Source organism: Delftia deserti, assembly GCF_042653485.1.
In the GTDB taxonomy this organism is placed as follows: Bacteria; Pseudomonadota; Gammaproteobacteria; order Burkholderiales; family Burkholderiaceae_C; genus Comamonas; species Comamonas acidovorans.
This window is the reverse complement of record NZ_JBHSIH010000001.1, coordinates 6,926,346-6,950,723: the sequence shown is the minus strand read 5'-3', so window position 1 is coordinate 6,950,723 and position 24,378 is coordinate 6,926,346. Positions and strand designations below refer to the sequence as shown.

Below are 24,378 nucleotides of genomic sequence, written 5' to 3'. Positions count from 1 at the left end.
GCTGCTCGGGCCGCGCATAGCAGGCCACCCATTCGCTCATCAGGATGCCGATGCTGCGCCCGTCGGTCATGATGTTGTCCAGGCTGATGTGCAGTCTTGTGCGCCGGTCATCCAGGCGGCTGGTGCGGATGTCGAACAGCGGCCAGCGGTCGGTGCGCGGCACGCGGTGCGACATCTCGTCGCGCACGGCCTGCAGGCGCTGCTGGCGCAGGTCGGCGGTGTCGCCGCGCAGATCGAGTTCGGCGATGTCATAGGCCGGGACCTCGGCCAGGATGCGCTGCATGCCGTCCGGCGCGATCACACAGCGCAGCATCTCGTGGCGCGCCACGAGTTCGCGCCAGGCCCAGGCCAGCCGCTCGCGGTCCAGCCGCTCGCAGTCCAGCTCCATGTAGCCATGGCAGGCCACGCTGCCCAGGGCCATGTCCTGGTCGCGGCCGATCCAGTAGGCCTGCTGCACGTCGGTCAGCTCGAAGGGCAGCGCCGCGTCGGCTGGGCATGGCTGCAGCAGCGCCGGGAGCGCCTCGGCGGCGGACATGCCCGCCGTCTGCGCCAGGGCCGCCAGCTTGCGCGCCATGGCCGCGACATTCATCTCGGCCATGAGTTCATTGGGCCGGATCTGCAGCCCCAGGGCCTGGCCCAGGCGGTGCGTGAGGTCGAGGAACATCAGCGAGTCGATGCCCAGGTGCAGCAGGTCGGCGTCGGGCGGGATGGCCGACGGCGCACGGCGCAGCAGCCGGCCCACCGTGCGCTGCAGGTGCAAGGCCAGCAGCTGTTCGCGCGCGGCCGCGTCGGGCGCGGCCTGCAGCGCGGCGCGCACCTGTGCGCCATCGGCGGCTTCGGTGCCGGTGCCGGCGCCGGTGGCGGCCTCGGCCCGGTCGGCCGCGGCGAGCGCCGCCTTGGCCACGGGCCGGAAATAGCCGGCCAATTGCGCCGGCGGATGGCCGCTCAGCAGCAGCGGCCAGTCGGCATCGAAGACACCGAGGTGCGGCGCACCGCCGGCCAGCGCCAGCGACAGCAGTTCCAGCGCGCGGGCCGGCGTGAAGCTGCGCAGGCCGCCGCGTTCGAGCCGCTGCAGCTGGGCGCTGGCGGCCACCGTGCCCACGTCCGACCAGGCGCCCCAGCTGATACTGAGCGCCGGCAGCCCGCGCGCCTGGCGGTAGGCCGCGAGGGCGTCGAGGAAGGCATTGCCTGCCACATAGTCGGGCAGTCCGCGCGTCGGCACCAGGGACACCGAGGAGGAGTACAGGAGGAAGAAGTCCAACGGCGCCTCTTCCGTGGCGCGGTGCAGGTTCCACGCGCCCTCGACCTTGGGCGCCATCACTTCGAGCGCGCGCTCCAGCGGCGGCAGCTCGCCCAGCTGTGCCGCATCGGTGACCACCGCGCAGTGCACCACGCCCTTGAGCGGTCGCTCCAGCGCTGCGACCAGGGCGCCCAGGGCGGCCGCGTCGCGCAGGTCCGCCTGTGCCACCTGCACGGTCACGCCCTGTGACTGCAGCGCCTGGATGGCGGCCAGGGCCGCCGCGGCCGGCGCATGGCGGCCCGCCAGCACCAGGTGGCGCGCGCCCTGGGCGGCCAGCCAGCGGGCCGTCTCCAGGCCCAGGCCGCCCAGGCCGCCCGCGATCAGATAGCAGGCCGCGGGATCGCAGGCCGGCGGGCGCGGCGCCGCCAGCGGCACCGGGTGCCGCTGCAGGCGCGGCACCAGCCGGCGCCGGCCGCGCAGTGCCTCCTCACCCTCCCCGCCATCGCGCTGCAGCAGGGCCGCCAGCAGCTGCTGGGCGTTTTCGCGCGCAGAGGCCAGCGGGTCCAGGTCCCACAGCGCCAGGCGCAGCTCAGGATGGCCCAGCGCCGCCACCTGGCTGAAGCCCCACAGCGGCGCCTGCGCCAGCGCTGGCGCTTCGCCAGGCGCCACGGCCTGGGCGCCGCGCGTCACGATGGCCAGTTGCGCCAGGCCCGACACCTCGGCCGCGCCCAGCGCGCCCAGCAGGCCCAGCAGCTCGCCCAGGCTGTGCTGCTGGGCAGCGCGCAGCTCGTCCCCCGTGGTCTGGGCATCGAGCTGGGCATCGAGGCCGCGCAGATGGACGATGCGCCCGAGCCCGCCCTGCTGGCCACGCACCCACGCGCGCAGTCGCTCGCCCAGCGCCGGGAAGTCCGAACGGTCGACGCGTTCGACCTGCTGGCCGCAGGCCTGCAGCCCGTAGGCCAGCGCCTGGCCCACGCCCCCGGCGTCGCAGACGATGAGCCAGTGGCCGGACGGCGGCGGCGCGGCGGCCGCACCAGCCGCGCCCACCCGAGGCGCCGCCAGCGCCTCCCAGACACGGCGGTAGACCGGCGCGTCCGTGTGCAGCGCCAGTGCAGGTGCGAGTGCAGGTGCAGGTGAGAGTGCGGGCGCAGGCCCACGCCGCGCCAGCAGCACGCGCTCTCCCAGCGCCGACGCCGCGCAGTCGGCACCGGGCAGGCTGGCCTGGGCATCGAAGCCCAGCCCGTCCAGCAGGCCATGCCACTGCGCCTCGTTCATGAAGGGCTGGATGCCGCGCAGTTCGGTGTCGCGCACCACGGGCAGCAGCAGGCCGGTGGTGATCTCGCCGATCAGCGTCTCGCGCACGATCTCGTACATCACCAGCACGCCCGAGGGCTGGAGCAGGTCGCGCACATGGGCCATGGTGGCGCGCAGGTCGACGGCCGCGTGCAGCACGTTGGAGGCCAGGATCAGGTCGAAGGACTGCGGCTGCAGCCCCTGCTGCTGCGGTGCGCGGTCAATGTCGAACAGCTGGTAGCGCACGAAGGGATGCTCCGCGAAGCGCTGCGCCGCGCGGTCCAGGAACAGCGGCGAGACGTCGCTGAAGACATATTCGCAGCGCCCGGCCGGCAGATGCGCCAGCACCTGGCACGTGGTGGCGCCGGTGCCGGCGCCGATCTCCAGCACGCGCAGCGGGCGCGTGCCGGCCTGCAACGCGAACGTGCGCACCAGCTCGCTGACCAGCGCATTGAAGTAGCGCGAGGTCGGCAGGTCCGCGTAGATGCCTTCGGCGCTGGTCAGCGAATCGTTGCCCAGCATGGCTTCGAGGCCGCTGGTGCGGCCCGCCAGCACCGCCGCCAGTTGCTCGGCCGCCTGCAGGAACACCGGCCGGAAATCCGGCGAGGCCTCCCAGGCAGGCGCGCACTGCGCGGCCAGCTGCGCCATGTGCGCGTCGTCGGGGGCGGTGAAGCCGCCATAGACGCCGTCGGCGCTGCGCTGCAGGTCGCCGGACTCGGCCAGCGCCTGCAGCAGGCGTTCCAGCAGTTGGTGAAAGCGCGCCTGCACGCCGCCGCGCCGCGCCAGCACGGCCACGGTGTGGGGCTGGCCGTCCTCGGCGAACAGGGCCAGGCGCTCGAAGGCGCGCAGCACCGAGGCGCGCGCATGGGCCAGCAGCAGGTCTTCATGGGCGCGCAAGGTCGGCAGGCCCAGCGCGGGCAGGCCCGCCTCGGCCTGGGCGCGGCCCGCCGACAGCAGCGCCTGCCAGCCGGGCGAGGCCGGCGCCGCTGCCGATGCGGATGCCGCGCCGCCGTGCAGGCCGCGATCCACGGCCTCCAGCCAGTAGCGCTGGCGCGCGAACGGGTAGCCGGGCAGCGGCACGCGCCGCGCCGGCAGGCCGCCGCCCAGTCCCAGCCAGGCGAGCGACACGCCGCGCGTGTACAGGCGCCCGGCCGCCAGCAGCCACTGCGTCTGGTCATCCAGCTCTCGCTTGAGCGTAGAGATGCAGTCGATGTCCGTGTCGGACCCCAGGCAGTCGGCGGCCAGGCGCGCCAGCACCGGATGGGGGCCGCATTCGAGCAGCACATCCACCTGCAACTCGCGCGCCAGGCAGTCCACGCCGGCCGCGAACAGCACGGGCTCGCGCAGGTGGTCGCACCAGTAGCGCGGCCGGGTGATTTCATCGTCGGCGACGACGCGACCGTACAGGTTGGACACCACGGGCATGCGCGGCGCGTGCAGCGTCACCTGGGCCACGCTGCGCTCGAAGTCGTCGAGCACGGCGTCCATGCGCGGCGAGTGGAAGGCGTCGGCGATGCGCAGCGGGCGCGTGCTCACGCCCTGCGCCTGCAGGGCCTGGTCGAAACGCTGCATGGCGGCGCTGCCGCCCGCCACCACCAGGTTGCGCGGGCCGTTGATGGCGGCGATCGACAGGTCGTCCTCGAAGCCGCGCAGGCCGGCGCGGACCACGGACTCCTCGGCCAGCACGGCGAGCATGCAGCCCCGGTCGCCCTCGATGGCCTCGGTCAGGCGGCCGCGCGCGGCCACCAGGCGCAGCGCATCGGGCAGGCTCATCACGCCGGCCACGCAGGCGGCGACGAATTCGCCCAGGCTGTGCCCCGCGACGGCGCAAAAGCGCACGCCGGCCGCCGTCCAGGCGCGGTACAGCGCGTACTCCACCGCGAACATCGCGGGCTGCGCATGGTCGGTACGCTGCAGCAGCGCCGTGTGGGCGCCGAACAGCACCTCGGACAGCGGCTGCTGCAGCACGCCGTCCAGCGCCTGCGCGCAGGCATCGAGGGCCTCACGGAACGCCGGCTGCGAGGCATACAGGCCCGCCGCCATGCCGGCGTACTGGGCGCCCTGCCCCGTGAACAGCGCCGCCACCCGGGGCGCGGCGGCCGCGCGCGCGCCCAGGCTGGCCCGCTCGCCCAGGGTGTCCAGCCGGGCGTAGCCGTCCAGGCCGGCGACCAGGTCGGCGCGGTCCAGGCCGAGCACGGCCAGCCGGTGCGCGCCGTCGTGGCGGCGTCCGGCCAGGGCCGTGTGGCAGATGTCGTGCAGCGCGGGGGCGTCCCCGGCCTGCAGCGCCGCCGCGTGGCTGGCGGCCAGGGCGCGCAACTGCGCCTCGCTGTGCGCGTTCAGCAGCAGGCCGGCGGCGGGCGCGGACGCCTCGACCGGGTCCGCAGCCGGCGCCTCTTCGAGGATCACATGCACATTGGTGCCGCCGAAGCCGAAGGAGCTGACCCCCGCGCGGCGCGGCGCCGGCCCCTCCTGCCAGGGCCGCAGCACGGTGTTCACGAAGAAGGGGCTGTGCGCGAAATCGATCTTGGGATTGGGCTGGGTGTAGTGCAGGCTCGGCGGGATCGCGCGGTGGCGCAGCGCCAGCACGGTCTTGATGAAGCTGGCGATGCCGGCGGCCGCGTTCAGGTGGCCGATATTGGTCTTGACCGAGCCCAGCGCGCAAAAGCCGGTGCGCCGGGTCTCGCCCCGGAAGGCGCGCTCCAGCGCCTGCACCTCGATGGGGTCGCCCAGCTCGGTGCCCGTGCCGTGGGCCTCGACATAGCCGATGCTGTCGGGGCTGACGTCGGCGGCGGCCAGCGCCTGGGCAATCACGCGCGCCTGGCCGGCCACGCTGGGCGCGGTATAGCCGATCTTGTCGGCCCCGTCGTTGTTGACCGACGAGCCGCGCAGCACGGCCAGCACCGTGTCGCCGTCGCGCAGCGCCAGGTCCAGCCGCTTGAGCACGACCACGCCCGCGCCATTGCCGGCCACCGTGCCGCCAGCCCGGGCGTCGAAGGCGCGGCAATGGCCGTCGGGAGAGAAGATCATGCCGGCCTGGTGCTCGTAGCCCATGGTCTGCGGCACGGAAATGTCGGCGCCGCCGGCCAGGGCCATGCTGCATTCGCCGGACAGCACGCTCTGCGCCGCCATGTGCACCGCCAGCAGCGAGGTGGAACAGGCGCTTTGCACGCAGACGCTGGGGCCGGTCAGGCGCAGCTTGTAGGACACGCGCGTGGCCAGGTAGTCCTTGTCATTGCCCATCAGCAGCTGCAGCAGCGAGGTCAGCCCGCCGCCGGTGAGCCGGGGCGCGGCCGCCAGCATGTAGGTGCTGATGCCGCTGCCGGCGTAGACACCGACCTCGCCGGCCGCCGGATCACCAGGCGCATAGCCGGCGTTCTCCAGCGCATGCCAGCAGCATTCGAGGAAGACCCGGTGCTGGGGGTCCATCAGCTCGGCCTCGGCGGCCGTGACCTTGAAGAAATCGGCGTCGAAGGCGTCGGCGTCCTCCAGCACCGAGGCAGCGCCGATGAAGCCGGGCCGCGCCACCTGCTCGGCCGGGAAGCCGGCGGCGCGCAGTTCGTCGGGGCCGAAGCGGCGGATCAGTTCGTCGCCCTGGGCCAGGTGCTGCCAGAAGGCATGGACATCGGGCGACTGCGGAAAGCGCCCGGCCATGCCGATCACGGCCACGGCGTCGGGATGGTCGAGCACCGCAGTGCCCAGGGATTGGCCAGCAGCCGGGGAGAAAGTCGAGGGATTCATGGATGGTCTTCGGCGAATTGGGGGCCGGTGGAGGGGGTGGCGGCCGGCCGCTGGGGCCGGCGCCTGGTCTGGACCGCACGGGCGCGGGCCTGGGCCATCAGGTTGTCGGCGTCGGCCGGCCCGTCCTGCGCCAGGTGGCGCGCCAGCGCGCGCACGCTGGCATGCTCGAACAGGGCGACGATGGACAGGCTGCGCGCCAGCTGCGCCTCCAGCGCCTGGTGGATGGCGACGATGTCCAGCGAGCTGGCGCCGATGTCGAAGAAGTTGTCCTGCGCGCTGACGGGCCCGCAGGCCAGCCGCTGCTCGACGGCTGCGGCCACCAGGCGCTCCATGGCGTCGGCGGGCGCCACATGGGCGGCGGCGCGCTGGGCCTGGAAGTCGGGCGCCGGCAGCGCCTGGCGGTCCACCTTGCCGTTGGCCGACAGCGGCAGCCCGCCGTCCAGCCGCACCCAGGCGGCAGGCAGCATGTAGCGCGGCAACTGTTCGGCCAGGAAGGCCTGCAGGTCGGCCTGGGTGGCAGTGCCCTGGTCGGCCGGCACCACATAGGCGACCAGCCGGCGCTGGCCCGAGGCGTCGGCCACCACCTGGACCACGGCCTGGCGCACGTCGGCATGGCGTGCCAGCACGGACTCGATCTCGCCGAGTTCGATGCGGTGGCCGCCGACCTTGACCTGGAAGTCCTCGCGGCCCAGGAACTCCACATGGCCCTCTGGGCAGAAGCTGCCCAGGTCGCCCGTGAAGTACAGGCGCTCGCCGGTGGCGGGGTGGAGCACGAAGCGCTCGGCCGTCTTGTCGGCATCGCCCCAGTAGCCGCGCGCCAGTCCGTCGCCGCCGATGTACAGGCGCCCGACCGCATGCTCGGGACAGGGCTGCAGCGCGTCGTCCAGCACCTGGATGGTCTGGTTGGCCAGCGGCATGCCGTAGGGAACGCTGCGCCAGCCCGGGCGCACCTCGGACACCGGGTACTGGATGGACCAGATGGCCGCCTCGGTGGCACCGCCCAGGCTCAGCAGTGCGGCGCCGGGTGCGGCCCGGGCCACGGCCCCGGGCAGGTCCAGCGCAATCCAGTCGCCGCTGAGCAGCACGGCACGCACCCCGTCCAGCGCGCCGGGCACGTGGCGGTGGGCCAGCAGCATCTGCATCAGCGCCGGCACGCTGTTCCACACCGACACGCCATGCTCGCGCAGGCACTGCCACCAGTGGGCGGGGTCGCGCTCATGGCCGGCCTGCGGCATGACGATGGCGGCGCCCGCGGCCAGCGTGCCGAAGATATCGAAGACCGACAGGTCGAAGCTCAGCGAGGACAGGGCGAACACCCGGTCGTCGGCATCCAGCTGCAGTCGGGCCTGCAGGTCCAGCAGGGTGGTGCGCACCGCACCATGCTCCATCATCACGCCCTTGGGGCGGCCGGTGGAGCCCGAGGTGAAGATCACATAGGCCAGGTCGTCGGCGCGGCAGGGCCAGGGCCGGATCGCAACCTCCGGACCCGGCACGGCATCGGCGAGCACCAACCGCTGCAGCGCGGTCGGCCACTGCAGGGCGGCGTCGGCGCGCGCATCGGTCACCACCCAGGCGGCGCCGGTCTGCTCCAGCAGTTCCTCGCGGCGCGCCTGCGGCAGCTCGGGGTCGATGGGCACGTAGGCCGCGCCGCTCATCTGGATGCCCAGCGCGGCCACCACCTGGCGCCAGCCCTTGGCGCAGCTGATGGCGACCAGCCGGTTCGGCGCGGCGCCGCCCTCGCGCAGCACCTGGGCCACGGCCTGGGCCCGCCGCGCCAGTTCGCCGTAGGCGATGCGCGTCTCGCCGTCGATCACGGCGATGGCCTCGGGCTGGCGCGCGGCCTGGCGCAGAAAGGCCGCGTACAGGGGCTCGTCGGACTCGGCCGCCAGCGCCTCGTCGCGCGTGGCGTTGTACTGCCGGCGGCGCTGCTGCTGGTCCGCAGGCAACGCCACCGGCAGCTCGCGCTGCCAGGCCGAGGCGTCGTCGGCCAGCTGGCGCAGGCTGTCGGCATAGGCCGCGAACATGGCCTCGATCAGACCCGGGGGGAAGGCATCGGCCACATGGTCCCAGTGGATGCACAGGCCACCGCCCTCCTCGTAGACCTGGTGGTCCAGCAGCACCTGGGGGGTCTGCGTGATCGAGTAGGCCAGCCGGCCCAGCTGTTCGCGCCCGGTATCGAGCCGCTCGCTGACGTCGCCCACCTGCAGCGCGCTGGTGAAGACCACCGGCATGAGCTTCTGGCCCTGGCCCGGCGAGCGCCCGGCCCAATCCTGCAGCACGCGCACGCCGCTGTAGACGCGGTGTTCGAGGTCGTCAAGAAAGCGCTCCTGGATACGCCGGGCGCGGGCCGCGAACGAGGGGGCCTGCCCGTCGGCCAGCGCCTCGACGCCCAGCAGCAGGGTCGCGGTGAAGTCGCCCACGATGTCGTTCATCTCGGGATGCCAGGGCTGGCGGTTGAACAGCGTCAGGTTGAGCGTGAAGCGCGGCTCGCGGCTCCAGCGCCGCAGCACATGCGAGAACGCGGTCAGCAGCGCCACCGTGGTGGTCACGCCGATGGCGCGCGACTGCTGGCGGATGGCCTGCCACTGCGGCGCGGCCAGCGCCAGGCGCAAGCGCGTGAAGTGCGGTTGGCGCAGCTCGCCCAGTTCGCGGGCCAGCGGCAGGGCCGGGGCCGGCGCCAGCGTCTGCAGCCGTTGCTGCCAGTGGCGCTGCGCGCGCGCATGGGCCTCGCCGCCCTCCTGGGCCTTGAGGGCCAGCACGTAGTCGCGAAAGCTCAGCGTGGTGCGCGGCAGCCGCAGCTGCGGGTCGCGGTAGCAGCGCAGCAGCTCGCCCTGGAAGATGAAGTTGCTGTAGACGTCGGAGACGATGGCGTCGAAGCTCCAGTGGATGCGCTGGCGCTCGCCATCGATCAGGCTGACGCGCACGTCGAACAGCGGCCAGCGATCGGCCGGGCGCACCTCGTGCGACATGTGCTCGCGCAGCGCCAGCAGCGCCTGCTCGCGCGCCGCCGCCTCCAGGCCGCGCAGGTCCTGCACCGCCACCTCGAACGGCGGCACCTCGGCCAGCGTCTGCTGGCGGCCGCTGTCGTGGACCACGGTGCGCAGCATGTCGTGGCGCGCGATGACCTGCTGCCAGGCCTGGCGGTAGCGCTCCACGTCCAGGCCTTCGATCTCGAATTCGAGGTAGGCATGGCTGGAGACATTGCCCAGCACGAAATGGCGGTTGCGCCCCAGCAGGTAGCCCTGCTGTATGTCGGTCAGCGGATAGGGGTCATGGCGGTGGGCGGTGTCGGGTTCGATCTGCGGCACGGCGCTGGCGGCCGGGGCTGCCATGGCGACCCCTTCGCCGCGCAGCAGCCGTTCCATGAGTGCGCGTTGCTGCGCGTCGAGACGGTGGGAGCTCATGCGGATACCTCTTCGGAAAGCGCCAGCGCGACCTGCTCGGGCGACATGCCGCGCACCTGCAGGTACACGGCCGCCACGCGTTCGGTCAGCCCGGGCCGGGCTTCATGATTGGCGATGTGGCGCGCGATGCGCGCGATGGTCTGCTCGGCGAACAGGGTCCGCACCGGCAGGTCGAATTGCAGGGCCTCGCGCATCTCGGCCATCAGCGGCAGGGCCAGCATGGAGTCGCCGCCCAGGGCCAGGAACGCGTCGTCCGTGCCCACGCGCTCCAACCCCAGGCGTTCCTGCCACAGCAGGGCCAGCACGCGCTCGGTGGCGCTGGCCGGCGCCACATAGGCCGGGCCGTCCAGCGGCCGCGCAGAGGTGGCGTCGGCAGCGTCACGCCGCAGGTCGGCGTTCTCGAACAGCGCCAGCGCCTGGCCCGTGGCCTCGGCGCGCGCGGCCAGCAGCGCCGGGAAGTCGGCCGTGGACACCACCACCTGGGGCAGGCCGGCGCGCAGCACGCGCTCGAAGCAGCCGGGCGCCTCCTCGGGCAGGATGCCGGTCTCGATCGCGCCGCCGGTGATGCGGTGGTGGCGCTCGGCCAGCTCCAGGATCATGCCGACCTGCAGCCAGTAGTCCCAGTTGACGCTGTGCACCACGCCCGCGCGCAGCGGGCCGGCCTGCGCATAGGCGTCGAGGAAGGCATTGGCGGCCGTGTTCTCGGCCTGGCCCAGGGTGCCCGCCAGCGCGCCCAGCGACGAGCACAGCAGCATGAAGTCCAGTGCCGGTGAACCGAACAGCTCGGCCAGCAGGCGCGTGCCGGCGACCTTGGCGCGCAGATTGCGCGTGTCCCCGGCGCTGCCCTCCAGCTGCATCAGCCCACCACCGGCCACGCCGGCCGCATGCACGATGCCATGCACCACGGCGCTGCCGAAGCGCTCGGCCAGCTGCGCCTGCACGGCCTGCATGCGGGCCCGGTCGGCCACGTCGGCCTGCACCGCCTCGACCTCGGCGCCCAGGGCCTCCAGCGAGCGGATCTGGCGGATGCGCGCCAGCGTGGCAGCATCGCCGCCCTCATCGGCCAGCAGCGCCGGCCACTGGTCGCGCGGCGGCACGGCGCTGCGTCCCAGTAGCACCAGGCGCGGCTGCCGGGCCTGGCGCGCCAGCCACTGGGCGGCCAGGCCGCCGATGCCGCCGAAGCCGCCGCTGACCAGGTACAGGCCCTGGTCGCGCAGCACCGGGCGCTGCGACCGGGCCGCCGCCGGCGGCAGGGCCAGAGGCTCGACGCCGAAGCGCCAGCGCCCCCCCTGGCGCCAGGCCAGCGACAGCAGGTTGCCGGTGCGAGCCGGCGCGCTGTCGATGTCGCGCATCAGGCCGTCGATCCAGGCGCCAGGCCGGGGCTGCTCCTCCAGGTCGATGTGGACGAAACCCTGTGCGGGAAACTCATAGGGCCAGGTGCGGCAGGCGCCGAGCAGGGTGGCCTTTTCAGGCAGCAGCCGCTCCTGGCCGGTCACGCCGAACACCTGGCTGGACAGCACCACGATGCCGGTGCCCGCGCCCGACAGCCCGTGGGCCGACAGCGCGCGCGCCAGGCACAGCAGGGCCGCATGGCCGCGCTGGTGCGCGGGCGCGTCCAGGGCCTCGTCCTGCGCGCCCGGCGCGGCCAGCGGCGCCAGCGCCCAGGCATGGACGATGCGGGCCGGCGCGCCATAGTCGGCCAGCGCGGCGGTGAACAGGCGGCGGTGGTCCTCGTCGCTGTCGGGGCGCACGCGGTAATGCGAGGCACTGACGCGCTCCCAGGCCGCGCCGGCTTCGACATGCAGCACGGTATGGCCTTCGCCACGGCGGGCCGCATCCAGCGCGTCCAGCCATTCGCCTTCCACGCCGAACAGCCATTCCACGCCGCGCGGCGCCGGCGTGTCGGCCAGCGCCGCGGGCGCCTGGCGCCAGGACGGTGCATAGAACCAGCGGTCGATGTCGCTGCGCTTGTCCAGCGCGGCCACTGCTGGGGCCACTGCTGGGACCACTGCCGGGGCCGCGGCGCGGCGCTCCAGCCAGTGGCGCTGGCGCTCGAAGGGATAGCCGGGCAGCGCCACGCGCCGTGCCGCCGCGCCGGACAGCAGCTGCGCGGTCTCCACGGCGGCGCCCGAGCACCACAGCGCGCCCAGGGCCTGGGCAAAGGCGCGCGCGTCGTCGCCGGCCTTCTCGCCGCCGTGCAGGCTGGCCAGGATGCAGTGGCTGCGGCGCGCCAGCGCATGGCGCCTGGCCAGCGTCGCCAGGCCACGGCCGGGGCCGAGTTCGAGCAGCGCATGGCGCCCGCCGTCCAGCAGCACCGCCACGCCGTCGGCGAAGCGCACGGTCTCGCGCATGTGCCGCACCCAGTAGTCGGCGCTGGTGGCTTCGCCGGCCGTGATCCAGGTGCCGCTGAGGTTGGACAGGAAGGGCACGGTGGGAGCCTGCAGGGGCATGGCCGCGACGGCGGCCCGGAAGGCGTCGAGCACCGGGTCGAGCAGGGCCGAGTGCGCGGCGCGGTCCACGCCCAGGCGCTGCATGACCACCTTGTCCCGGCACAGCGCGCCCTCGAAATCGGCGATGTCGCGCGCCGCGCCCGACACCATGCACATGCGCTCGGCATTGACGGCGGCGAGGGACAGGCCGGCCGGCAGCCGCTCGCGCAGCGCGGGCTCGTCCAGGCTCACCACCAGCATGGCGCCCTCTTGCGTGCCGCGGATCAGCTCGCCGCGCAGCACCACGATTTCGAGCACCTGCTCCAGCGTGAACACCCCGGCGGCCCAGGCAGCGGCATATTCGCCGAGGCTGTGCCCGATCAGGCAGGCCGGCTGCACGCCACGGCTGCGCCACAGCTGCGTCAGTGCGATCTCGACCGCGACCACGCAGGCCATGCCGAAGGGCGCATCGGCGAGGTCGGCCGCCACCGCGTCGGCCGCGCCGCCCTCGCCATCCGCCAGCAGCGCGCTGCGGATGTCGCGCCCCAGCCGGGGCTGCAGCAGCGCCGCGCAGCGGTCGATGGCCTCGCGGTAGACCGGCGCCTGGCGGTACAGGGCCGCGCCCATGCCCGCATGCTGGGCGCCGATGCCGGGGTACATGAAGGCCACGGCCTGGGGCGCCTCGGCGGCGGCGGCGCGTCCGGGCTTGCGCAGCTGGCCGGCCAGGTCGGCCACGCTGTCGAAGGCCAGGCTGCGGCGGTGGCGGAAGGTCTTGCGGCCCTGGGCCAGGGTGAAGGCGATGTCGGCCGGCCGCAGATCGGGCCAGGCCTGCAGGTGGTCGGCCAGGCGCTGCGCCATGCGCTCCAGCGCCTCGGGGCTGCGTGCCGACAGCACCGCCAGCTGCATGCCATCGGCCGCAGGCCGGTCCAGCAGCGGCGGCGCCTCTTCGAGCACCACATGGGCATTGGTGCCGCCGATGCCGAAGGAGCTGACGGCGGCGCGGCGCGGCGCGTCCTGGCGCGGCCAGTCGCGCGCCTGCGTGAGCACCTCGAACGGGCTGGCAGCCAGGTCGATGGCGGGATTGGGGCGCCGGTAGTGCAGCATCGGCGGCTGGGTGGCGCGCTGCAGCGCGAGCGCGGCGACGATGCTGCCGGCCACGCCGGCGGCGGCGCCCAGGTGGCCGACATGGCTCTTGATCGAGCCCAGCGCGCAGCGCTTGGGCCCCTGCGCGCCATAGACCCGGGACAGCGCCGCGAACTCGATGGGGTCGCCCACCGGCGTGCCCGTGCCATGCGCCTCGATGTAGCCCACCGAGTCGGCGTCGATGCCGGCCATGGCCAGCGCCTCGGCCAGCACCTCGGCCTGCCCTTCGACGCTGGGGGCCGCGTAGCCGACCTTGCGCGCACCGTCGTTGTTGACCGCGAAGCCCCGCACCAGGGCGACGATGGCATCGCCGTCGCGCAGCGCGTCCTCGGTGCGCTTGAGCACCAGCACGCCCAGGCCGCTGCCGTGGACCACGCCGGTGGCATCGGCGTCGAAGGCATGGCAGGCGCCATCGCGCGACATGCCGCCTTCCTGGTAGTCCCGGTAGACGCGCTGCTGCGGCACGTTGAGGCCGGTGCCACCGGCGATCGCCATGTCGCACTGCAGGTCCAGCAGGCTCTGGCAGGCCGTGGCGATCGCCACCAGCGAGGTAGAGCACGAGGTGGACACGCTCACCGCCGGCCCGCTGAAGCCCAGCTTGTGGGCCACGCGCGAGGTCAGGTAGTCCTTGTCGTTGGCGATCATCGCCTCCAGGTAAGTGTCGATGGCCTCCAGGTCGAAGTGGTCGGCCACATTGAACAGGTAGTTGTTGAAGTTGGCGCCCGCATAGATGCCCACATGGCCGGGGCAGCGGTCGGGCACATAGCCCGCGTCTTCGAGCGCATGCCACACCACTTCGAGGAACAGCCGGTGCTGCGGGTCCAGCAGGCTGGCCTGGCGCGGCGGCACCTCGAAGAATTCGGCCGCGAAGTCCTCCATGCCCTGCAGCAGGTAGCCCGATCCCGCGCCCGGCACCTCGCCGCCGCCGCGCACGTCGCGGCCCGCGCAGACATGGCGCCACAGCGTGTCCACGTCGTCGGCGCCCGGAAAGCGGCCGGCCATGCCGATGATGGCGACCGTGCCGTTCAATGAGGGAAGTTGGTAGCTTGCGCTGTGCTCTGGAGTCATGGCAGCAATGGGAGGTGGATGGAGGGGAGCGCGCCGGTGGCGCCGGCTGGCGGGGAATCGGAAGGCGTGGGCGTCGGTACGCCGGGCGTCGCTACGCCCCGGTGCAGCGCGCGCCGGCGCTCGCCGCGCGAGGCGGCGGCCGGCAGCGCGCCACCGCTGAGCGGCGGCGCGGCACCGGGCTGCAGGTGCGCGGCCAGGGCCTCGACGGTCGGGTGCTCATAGAGCGTCACCACCGAGGCCAGCTGCGGATAGGCCTGTTTCAGGCGCACGAACAGTTCGGTGGCCAGCAGCGAATTGCCGCCAGCCTCAAAGAAGTTCTCGCCCAGGCCCACGCCCGGGCGCTGCAGCAGTTCGGCCCAGAGCGCGGTGATGTGCTGCTGCACGGCGCTCATGCGCGGCGCCAGGGCCTGGCCCGGGGCCGCGGCCGGCCGGGCCTGCGCGGTCTGGGCCAGCGCCAGCGCGGCGATGGCGCGGCGGTCCACCTTGCCGTTGGCCGTCAGCGGCAGTGCCGGCAGCGGCAGCCAGACCGCAGGCCGCAGGGCCGGCGGCAGCACTGCGGCGGCATGGCCGCGCAGCGCCTCGGCCTGTGGCGCCAGGCCGGCATGGGCCACCCAGGCCGCAGCCAGCTGGCGGCGCGCGCCCTCGCCGGCGATAACCACCACCGCCGCCGCCACGCCCGGGTGGCGCAGCAGCGCGGCCTCGACCTCGGCGGGCTCGATGCGCACGCCCGAGATCTTGACCTGCCGGTCGCGCCGGCCCATGAATTCGAGCGTGCCGTCGGCGCCGTAGCGGCCCAGGTCGCCGGTGCGGTACATGGGCTCGCCGGTGCGTGGGTGGCGCAGGAAGGCGGCGGCGCTGCGCGCGGGATCGCCCACATAGCCGCGCGCCACGCCGACGCCGCAGACATGCATCTCGCCGACCACGCCGTCGGGCCGCTCCTCCAGCAGCGCGTCCAGCACGTGGTAGCGCGTGTTGGCGATCGGCCGGCCGTAGGGAATGCTGCGCCAGTGGGGCGCGACGCCCTCGACGGCATGCATCACGTTCCACAGCGTGGTCTCGGTGGGGCCGCCCACGCTGACCACCTGGGCGGCCGGGCTCAGCTGCCGCAGCCGCGCGGGCAGCGTGAGCGCGATCCAGTCGCCGCCCAGGAACACCGTGGCCAGCCGGGTGCAGGCCTGGCGCGCCAGGGCCTCGTCGGCGCGGGCATGGCTGAGCAGCATCTCCAGCATGGCGGGCACGCTGTTCCACACGCTGACGCCATGCGAGCGCATCAGCTGCAGCCAGTGGCCGGGGTCCCTGGCACCCGCCGGCTCGGGCATGACAATGGCCGCACCCACGCTCAGGGCGCCGAACAGGTCGAAGCAGGCCATGTCATGGTGAAGCGGAGTGAGGGCCAGCAGGCGGGCCTGGTGGTCGATGCCAAAGCGCTGCAGCGTGTAGTCGATGGCGTTGACCAGGCCCGGCTCTCCGATGCGCGCGCCCTTGGGCTCGCCGCTGGAGCCCGAGGTGTAGATGATGCAGGCCAGGCCGTCGTGCGGGCGCACGGGCCAGTCCGTGCCGGCGTCGCTGTGCGTCAGGCGATCTTCGACGACCAGTTGCGGCAGACCCGGGTCAGCCGGGTCCGCGAGGCCGGCCGGCCCCTGCGCGCGCACCAGCACCAGGTCCGCGCCCGCATCGCCCAGCATCCAGGCCAGGCGCGCGGCCGGCAGGTCGGCATCGAGCGGCAGCACCACGGCACCGGCCGCGAGCACGGCGAGCACGCCGGCCACCTGCTGCCAGCCCTTGGGCATGACCACCGCCACCACGGGCGCCGGCGCAGCGTCCGGGCGCCGGCCCAGGGCCTGCAGGATGCGCGCGGCGATGTCGCGCACCTGGACATGCAGCTCGCCATAGCTCATGGCCGCGCCCAAGCCCAGCACGGCGGGGCGCTCGGGATGCTGGCGCGCGCTGCGCACAAAGCGCGCGTGCAGCCGGTCCGGCGCCAGCGCGGCGACCAGGCCGTTGACGCGCTCGCGCACCTGCGCCTGCAGCGGCGGCAGGGGCAGCGGATCGATGGCGGTCCAGGCAGTGTCGTCGCTGGCCAGCCGTTGCAGCAGGCCGACATAGGCGTCGAACAGGGTGTCGAGCAGGCCTGGCGCGAACTGCGCCTGCAGCGCGTCCCAGAACACGAACAGCCCGCCGTCGCGCAGGTGGTACTGGCAGTCGATCCAGACCTGGGGCGTCTGCGTGATGAAGTCGTTGACGCGCCCGTCGTCGCCCCAGGCGTCGAGCAGGCCGATGTGCTCTCCGTCCAGCGCCTCCTCGGGCATATTGGTGAACACGAAGGGCATGAGCACGGGCGCGCCCGCGGCGGCCGGCTCCGCACCCTCCTCCAGGGCCTGCAGCCGGTGCAGGCGGTTGAGTTCGCGCAGCAGGGTGACGCCGGCCACGGGCAGGCCTTCCATGTCTTCCCACAGCTGCGCCTGCAGGCCGCGTGCCTGCGTGGCGAAGTCCTCGCCGGCCCGGCGGCGCACGGCCAGCAGGGTGAAGGAGGCGAACTCGCCCACCAGGCGCGGCACGTCCGGGTGCAGCGGCTGGCGGTTGAAGCGCGGTACGTTGAGCGTGAGATCGGTGGACTCGCTCCAGCGGCTGAGCACCCGCCCGTAGGCGGCCAGCATGGCCGTGGCTGCCGTCAGCGAATGGCGCGCCGCGCGCTGCTGCAGGCCGGCGAAGACGGTGCGGTCCAGCTGGCGCTGCCAGCGGCCGAAGCCGGGACGCGCGCCGACCGCTCCCCCGGCCGCTCCCCCGGTTGGGTCGCCGGCCTCGCACAGGGGCAGGCGCGGCGGCGGCGGCAGCTGCGGCAGGCGCTGCTGCCAGCGCTGCCAGGCCTGGGCATGGGCCGGCCCCTGTTCGAGTGCGCGCAGCCCCAGCACATAGTCGCGAAAGCCCAGACCCAGCGGGCGCAGCGCCGCCTGCGGATCGGTGTAGAGCCGGTGCAGCTCATGGAACAGGATCTGGTAGCTCCAGCCGTCCAGGCACCAGCCGTCGAGGCTGAAATGCAGGCGCGAGACGGCCTCGGGCAGGTGCGTCACGCGCAGCTCGAACAGCGGCCAGCGGTCCAGCGCCGCATTGCGGTGCGACAGCGCGGCGCGCACCGAGGCCAGGTGGGCCTCGCGCTGCGCCGCATCGGCGCCGCTCGCGTCATGGCAGGCCAGCACCACGGCAGGCACCTCGGCCAGCACCTGCTGGGAGCCGTCGGGCCGCGCGATGGCGCGCAGCATGTCGTGGCGCGCCACCAGCGCGTTCCAGGCCCGCTCCATGCGCGCCACGTCGAGCGCCGGCACATCGAGCTCCAGGTACATGTGGATGGCGACCTGCCCGCCGGCCACCGCCGCATGGCGGCCCAGCCAGTAGGCATGCTGCATGGGCGTCATGGGGAAGGGCTGGTGGCGCTGCGCGGGCTCGGGCACCAGCACCGGCAGGGCCGTGGCGGCGGGGCGCAGCGCCGCCAGCGCGGCCTGCCAGGCCTCGAAGGCGCCCTCCTCGCGCGCCAGCGTGGCCAGGAACTGGTGGCGTGGCGACGCGTCGCCCGCATGCCCGGCGGTGGCCTGGTCCCCGGATTCGGCGACGATCTCCTGGGCCAGGCCGGTCAGCGCACTGCGCGGGCCGATCTCGATGAAGCGCCCTGCCCCCTCGTGCAGCGCCAGCCGCAGCGCATCGGCGAACTGCACGGTGGCCTCGACATGGCGCACCCAGTAGTCGGCGCCGGCCATGTCGTCGCCGGCGCGCCGGCCGCTGACGGTGGAGATCAGGGCGCGCTGCGGCCGCTGGTAGGCCAGCGTGCGCGCCACGGCCGCGAAGGCCTCGCGCATGGGCTGCATGGACGGCGAATGGAAGGCATGGCGCACGCTGAGCGGCTGGCAGACCAGGCCGGCCTGCTGCAGCGCTTGCACGCAGTCCGCCAGCGCCCTGCGCTCGCCCGACAGCACCACCTGGCGCGGCGCGTTGACGGCCGCCAGCGACAGCTGCGGCCAGCGCGCCAGCACGCCGTCCAGGGCCTGGGGCGCAGCGAACACCGCGCACATGCCGCCGTCCTCGGGCAGGGCCTGCATGAGGCGCGCCCGCGCCATCACCAGGCGCAGCGCGTCGGACTGCGAGAACACGCCGGCCAGGCAGGCGGCGGCGAACTCGCCCACGCTGTGCCCGATCAGCAGGTCGGCACGCACGCCCTGCGCCTCCCACATGCGGGCCAGCGCCAGCCCGATGACGAACAGCGCCGGCTGCGCCTCGCCGGTGTGGGCCAGCGCCTCGGGATCGGTGCTGAACAGGCGCTCGCGCAGGTCCAGGCCGAACTCCGCCTGCAGCTGGGCGCAGCATGCATCGACGGTGCGGCGAAAGCCCGGCTCGCCGGCATAGAAGCTGCGGCCCATGCCTGCATGGATGGAGCCTTGCCCGCTGAACAAAAAGACGGTGCGCGGCGCGGCGGCCGCGACCGGCACGGCGGGCACGGCGGGCATCGGCGCGGGAACCGGTGCCTGCAGCCGCGCATCGAGCCAAGCGCACAGCGCGTCCAGGCTGGGCTGCTCGAACAGCAGCGTGGGTGCCGTGCGCAAGCCCCAGGCGGCTTCCAGCCGCTGGCGCACCAGCATCGACATCACGGAGTTGAGCCCCAGCTCGAACAGGTTGGACGCCTCCTCGATGCGCGCCACGGGCAGCTTCATGGCCTCGGCCAGGGTCCGGGCCAGCCAGTCGCGGCGCTCGCCGGCCGGGTGCGTGGCGCCGGGGGCGGCGGCCGGTGCTTCGGCCGACTCAGCGGGTTCGGCCGGCCCGGCGGCCAGCCGCTCGAAAAGCGTGGCCGCGCCCTGCTCGCGCCGGTGGCGCACAAAGCGCGGCCAGTCTGCCGAAACCAGGGTGGCCACGGCATCGGCCGCGCCCGCCGCCTGGCGGATGCCGGCCATGAGCGCGGGCAGGCGCATCGGCGCAATGCCGATGGCGTCCAGCACGGCGGCGTCGCTGTCGCTCATCAGGCCGGCGATCTCCAGCCGGCCCAGGCGCAGCGACAGGCCCGCCAGCCCCTGGGCGCGGCGTTGCGCGGCGATGGCGTCGAGGAAGGCATTGCCCGCGCCATAGGCCGCCAGCGTGCGCATGCCCCACAGCGCGGTGACCGAGGAGCACAGCCAGAAGAAGTCGAGTGCGGCAGCGCGGCTGAGCCGGTCCAGATGGCGCGCGCCGTCCACCTTGGCGCGCCAGCCGACGCCCCAGGCGCCGTCCCGGCCCAGTTCCGACAGGCCGGCCTGGTCGAGCGCGCCGGCCGCATGCACGATGCCCTTGAGCCGGCGGCCGTCGCGCGCCAGCTGCGCCAGGCAATCCGCCACCGCATCGGCCCGGGACACATCCAGGCCCAGCACGTCCACGGCCACGCCGCGCGCCCGCCAGGTGGCCACGCGCCCGGCGCAGGCCGCGTCGCGCAGCAGGCGCTGCGGCCCTTCGCGCGAGGCCAGCACGAGGTGGCGCGCGCCGGCCTGCACCAGCTCCTGCGCCAGCGCCATGCCCAGCGCGCCCAGGCCGCCGGTCAGCAGATAGCTGCCGGCCGGGTCGCAGGCGAAGGCGGCGGCGGCAGCCGGCGGCGGCGCGGCATCCAGACGCGGCACCTCGACCGCGCGGCCCGCTGCGCGGATGGCGAATTCGTCCTCCGCCGTGGTACTGGCCAGGCAGGCGGCCAGCGCGTCCAGCGGTTGGCGGTCCTCGCCGGCCGGCAGATCGACCAGGCCGCCCCAGCGCGGACCAAGTTCCAGCCGCACCGAACGCGCCCAGCCCCAGATCGCGGCGCTGTTCAGGTCCGGCGCGTCGGCCCAGGCCTGGCCGGTGACGACCCACAGCCGCAGCGCGGCGGGCTGCGCCTGCACCCATTGCGCCACGGCAGCCAGTTCGTCCAGCACGGCTTCGAGCGCTTGCCCCTCGGGCGCCAGCCAGACGCAGTGGCCTGCCTGGCTGTCCTGCGGCAGCGACTGCACCGTGGCATGCGCCACGAAGGGCGCGCCCTGGGCCTGCAGAGCCCGGGCCAGCGCCTGTGCGCAGGCGGTGTCGGCACTCAGCAACAGGCAGGCCGGCGCCTGGGCGCCGGGGGTGGCGCTCCAGGGCTGCCACTGCAGTGCATACGCCAGGTTGCTGGCGGCCTGCGGGACGGCCGCGCCGGCGAACGGCCATTGGCGCGCCAGCCAATGGCGCTCGCGCGCAAACGGATAGCGCGGCAGGGCGCAGCGGCGGCCCTGGTGGCCCGGGAAGCAGGCGGCCCAGTCCACGGGCTTGCGGCGCAGCCAGGCCTGACCGGCATCGCGCAGCGCGGCCGGCAAGGCGCCGGCATCCAGCGCGGCCGCATCGGTCCACACGCCGGTGGCTGCGGCCGGGGCGGCCAGCCAGGCGTCGAGCCGCGCCACGGCCTGCGCCAGGCTATCGGCCGCCAGAAGCAGGCGCTGCGGCAGGGCCTTGCGCCCGGTGGCGGTGCTGAAGCACAGCGTGCACAGGTCCGTGCCGCCGCCCTCGGCCATGCGGTCGCGGTAGCGCCTGGCCAGCGCCTGCAGGGCCTCGGGCGTGCGCGCCGACAGGGGCAGCAGGCACAGGGCCGGAGGGGCGCCGGCGGGCGGCTGCGCCGCCGCGTCGGCGGGGGCCTCCTCGAGCACCATGTGCACATTGGTCCCGCTCAGCCCGAAGGCGCTGACCGCCGCGCGGCGCGGCGCGCTCCAGTCCTGGCGCTCGGTGAGCACGCGCACGGGGATGCGGTCCCAGGGCACATGCGGGTTCAGCCGTTGCACATGCAGGCTGGCCGGCAGTTGCCGGTGCTGCAGGGCCGCGCACAGCTTGAGCAGGCCGGCCATCCCGGCCGCCGCCTCCAGGTGGCCGATGTTCGACTTGGCGGAACCGATCCACAGCGGCGCGGACGCCACGCCGCGCGCCGGTCCGTAGGCGCGCGCCAGTGCGCCGACCTCGATGGGATCGCCCATCAGCGTGCCCGTGCCATGGGCTTCGACATAGCTGACCTGTGACGGCTGCAGTGCCGCATCGCGCAGCGCGGCGGCGATCACGCGCTCCTGCGCCAGCCCGTTGGGCGCCGTCAGGCCATTGCTGGCGCCATCATGGTTGACGGCCGAGCCACGAATCACAGCGATGACGGGATCGCCCGCGCGCTGCGCGTCCGCCAGCCGCTTGAGCACCACCAGGGCCACGCCCTCGCCGCGCGCATAGCCGTCGGCCGCGGCATCGAAGGCGCGACAGCGCTGGCTGAGCGACAGCGCGCGCAGGCGGCTCAGCGCCACCATGGGGGCCGGCGACAGCAGCAGGTTGACGCCACCGGCGAGCGCGCAGTCAGTCTCGCCGCTGCGCAGGCTGCGGCAGGCCTGGTGCACGGCCAGCAGCGACGAGGCGCAGGTGGTGTCCAGCTGCATCACCGGCCCCTGCAGGTTCAGGTGGTAGGCCACGCGGCCCGCCGCCAGCGCGCGCATGCCGCCGAGCTGCTGGTGCATGGAGGCCGCCGGCAGCTCGTGCATCTGCAGCGACAGCTGCGCATAGTCGTCCGAGCACAGCCCGACGAAGAGGCCGGTGCGGGCGCCGAAGGCTGCATCGGGCGCCAGGGCGGCCGACTCCAGCGCATGCCAGGCGGTCTCCAGCAGCAGGCGGTGCTGCGGGTCCATGGCCGCCGCCTCATCGGGCGCGATGGCGAAGAAGCCCGCGTCGAAGCGATCGACTTCCTCGACAAAGCCGGCCTCGGCGGCATAGCTCTTGCCGGCGGCCTCGGGATCGGCATCGAACAGGGCCGCCTGGTCCCAGCGCTGGGGCGGCACGGGCGCCAGCGCATCGCGCCCCGCCTGCAGCAGGGCCCAGTAGCTGTCCAGATCGTGCACGCCGCCGGGAAAGCGGCAGGCCGCGCCAACGATGGCAATGTCTTCGTCGCGGGGGAGCGTCATGCGGGAACCTTCTCGTGCGGTGCGCGGGCTGCAGGATGCGGCAAGGCCGCCAGATGCGAGGCCAGCAGGGCCGGCGACGGGTAGTTCCAGGCGACCTCGGCCTCCAGCTCGATGCCACGCCACCGGGCCAGGGCATCGACCATGCGCACGGTCAGCGCCGAGTCCATGCCGAAGGCCGAAAAACTCAGTTCGGCGTCCACGCCGCCGGCCTCCACGTCGCAATGCGACTGCAGCCACTGCTGCAACCATTCGAGCGTGGACGCTTCGTCGTGCACTGCGGCGGCACCGGGCAGGCCGACCGCGCCGTAGCGCCGGCTTTGCTGGCCCGCGTCCGCGCACAGCGCCTGCTGGGCATCGACCGCGCCGCGCCGCCAGGCGTAGGCGCAGTCCAGCCGGTCTTCGAGGAACAGCGTGCGGCACAGCTGGCGCTGCACCTTGCCGCTGGTGGTCTTGGGCAGGTGGGCCTGCGCGATGAGGCACAGCGCGAACAGCTGCAGCGCATGCCGGGCCGCCACCGCCTCGCGCACCCGGCGCAGCAGCGCGGCGCCATCGACCTGGCGCATGTGGCTGCGGCGCAGCTCCTGCACGACGACCAGCTGCTCCTGGCCATCGGCCACCACGGAAAAGGCCGCGCAGCCGTCGGGCATGAAGGCTTCATCGCAGCGGGCCACGCTGTGTTCGATGTCCTGCGGCGCATGGTTGACACCCCGGATCACCAGCATGTCCTTGATGCGGCCGACGATGTAGAGCTGGCCGGCGCCTTCGTTGCCCGGGTCGATGAAGCCCAGGTCGCCGGTGCGCAGATAGGGGGTGGCGTCCCCGGCCGCATCGGCCAGGCGCGCATGGCAGGCCTGCTGGCTGGCCTGGGCCTGTCCCCAGTAGCCGTCCGAGACGCTGGCACCGGCGAACCAGACCTCGCCGACCTCGCCGTCGGCGCGCGGCGCGCCGGTGGCGGGGTCCACGATGCGCAGGCGGTGGTCGGGCATCCAGGGGCCGCAGCCCGCCAGCCAGGCGTCGCCGTCCGCGCAGTCCAGGCCCGGCTGGCCGGGCTGCGCGCGCTCCAGCACCTGGAGACGGCCGCGCTGCAGGGCCGCCGCGTCCACGCGCAGCAACGGCGTGGGGCCGGGATGGGCGCTGGTGACCATCAGCGTGGCCTCGGCCAGGCCGTAGGAGCCGCTCAGCGCCTCGGCGCGCAGGCCGCAGGCCGCAAAGCGCCGGGCAAAGGCCTGCAGGGTGCGCGCACGCACCGGCTCGGCGCCGCTCCAGGCGACCTGCCAGCTCGACAGGTCCAGCCCCGCCAGCTGCCGCTCGTCGATGTCGCGCAGACAGGCCTCGTAGGCGAAATTGGGGGCGCCGCTGTTGCTGCCCCGGTGGCGGGAGATGGCCTCCAGCCAGCGCGCGGGCCGCTGGATGAAGGCTGCCGGCGGCATCAGCACCAGCTCGGCGCCGACATACAGCGACTGCAGGATCTTGCCGATCAGCCCCATGTCATGGAAATGCGGCAGCCAGCTGACGATCACCGAGGCCGCATGGTTGCCCCAACGCGACTGGATCATGGCCTCGTTGGCCAGCAGGTTGCGGTGGGACACGCGCACGCCCTTGGGTGCGCCGGTGGAGCCCGAGGTGTACTGCAGCAGCACCAGGTCGTCGCCGCGCGCGGCGACGGGCGCCAGCGCCGGGTGCCCGCCCTGCTCCTCGGCGAGCCAGGCCAGCGCGCGCAGCGGCGCGCTGGCCTGCAGGGCGGCGGCCAGCCGCGCCTGCAGCGCGCCTTCGCCGAGCACGCAGGCAATCTGCGCATCCTGCACTATGTGCTCGTACCAGCGCAGGCTGCGGTTGGGCTTGGGCAGCGGCACGGGCACGGCCACCATGCCGGCCTGCACGCAGGCCCAGAAGGCCACCACGAAGTCGATGCCCGCCTCGTACATCAGCAGCACGCGGCTGCCCCGCGCCTGGCGGGCGGCCAGCGCCTGCGCCAGGGACGCGGCGCGGCCGTAAAGCGCTTCGTAGCTGGCGGCTTCGGTCTGCGCCTCGCCCTGGCGCAGAAAGCGCAGCGCGGTCTTGCCGGGGGCGGCGCTCACCCGGGCGCGCAGGACCTCGCCCAGGCCCTTGTCTGCATCAGACAT

At 74.1% G+C, this 24,378-nt stretch carries 5 protein-coding genes (1 of these 5 cut by a window edge); all 5 read right to left on the bottom strand.

Annotated elements, in window-relative coordinates:
• Tightly spaced (each overlapping or abutting the next), the 5 genes in view from ACFPFG_RS32655 to ACFPFG_RS32635 form a layout consistent with a single transcriptional unit that may run on beyond the window.
• A protein-coding gene (locus ACFPFG_RS32655; RefSeq protein ID WP_380110023.1) for an amino acid adenylation domain-containing protein crosses the window boundary here: on the bottom strand, positions 1 to 6,271 show its 5' portion. Its footprint begins 3,584 nt before the window's first position; 6,271 of the gene's 9,855 nt are visible here — the first part of the coding sequence; its start codon is at positions 6,269 to 6,271; its stop codon lies beyond the left edge, outside the window.
• Complete coding sequence (locus tag ACFPFG_RS32650; protein WP_183021967.1) at positions 6,268 to 9,675, bottom strand: non-ribosomal peptide synthetase; 3,408 nt, start codon at positions 9,673 to 9,675, stop codon at positions 6,268 to 6,270. The genes ACFPFG_RS32655 and ACFPFG_RS32650 overlap by 4 nt, the downstream gene beginning before the upstream one ends.
• Positions 9,672 to 14,315, bottom strand: coding sequence for a type I polyketide synthase (locus ACFPFG_RS32645; protein ID WP_380110021.1), 4,644 nt, complete (start codon positions 14,313 to 14,315; stop codon positions 9,672 to 9,674). Before ACFPFG_RS32645 ends, ACFPFG_RS32650 begins: the two co-directional genes overlap by 4 nt.
• Positions 14,312 to 22,255 carry an amino acid adenylation domain-containing protein gene (locus ACFPFG_RS32640; RefSeq protein WP_380110019.1) on the bottom strand — a complete coding sequence of 2,648 codons (7,944 nt, stop codon included), beginning with the start codon at positions 22,253 to 22,255 and terminating at the stop codon, positions 14,312 to 14,314. The genes ACFPFG_RS32645 and ACFPFG_RS32640 overlap by 4 nt, the downstream gene beginning before the upstream one ends.
• Complete coding sequence (locus tag ACFPFG_RS32635) at positions 22,252 to 24,378, bottom strand: AMP-binding protein (protein ID WP_380110017.1); 2,127 nt, start codon at positions 24,376 to 24,378, stop codon at positions 22,252 to 22,254. Before ACFPFG_RS32635 ends, ACFPFG_RS32640 begins: the two co-directional genes overlap by 4 nt.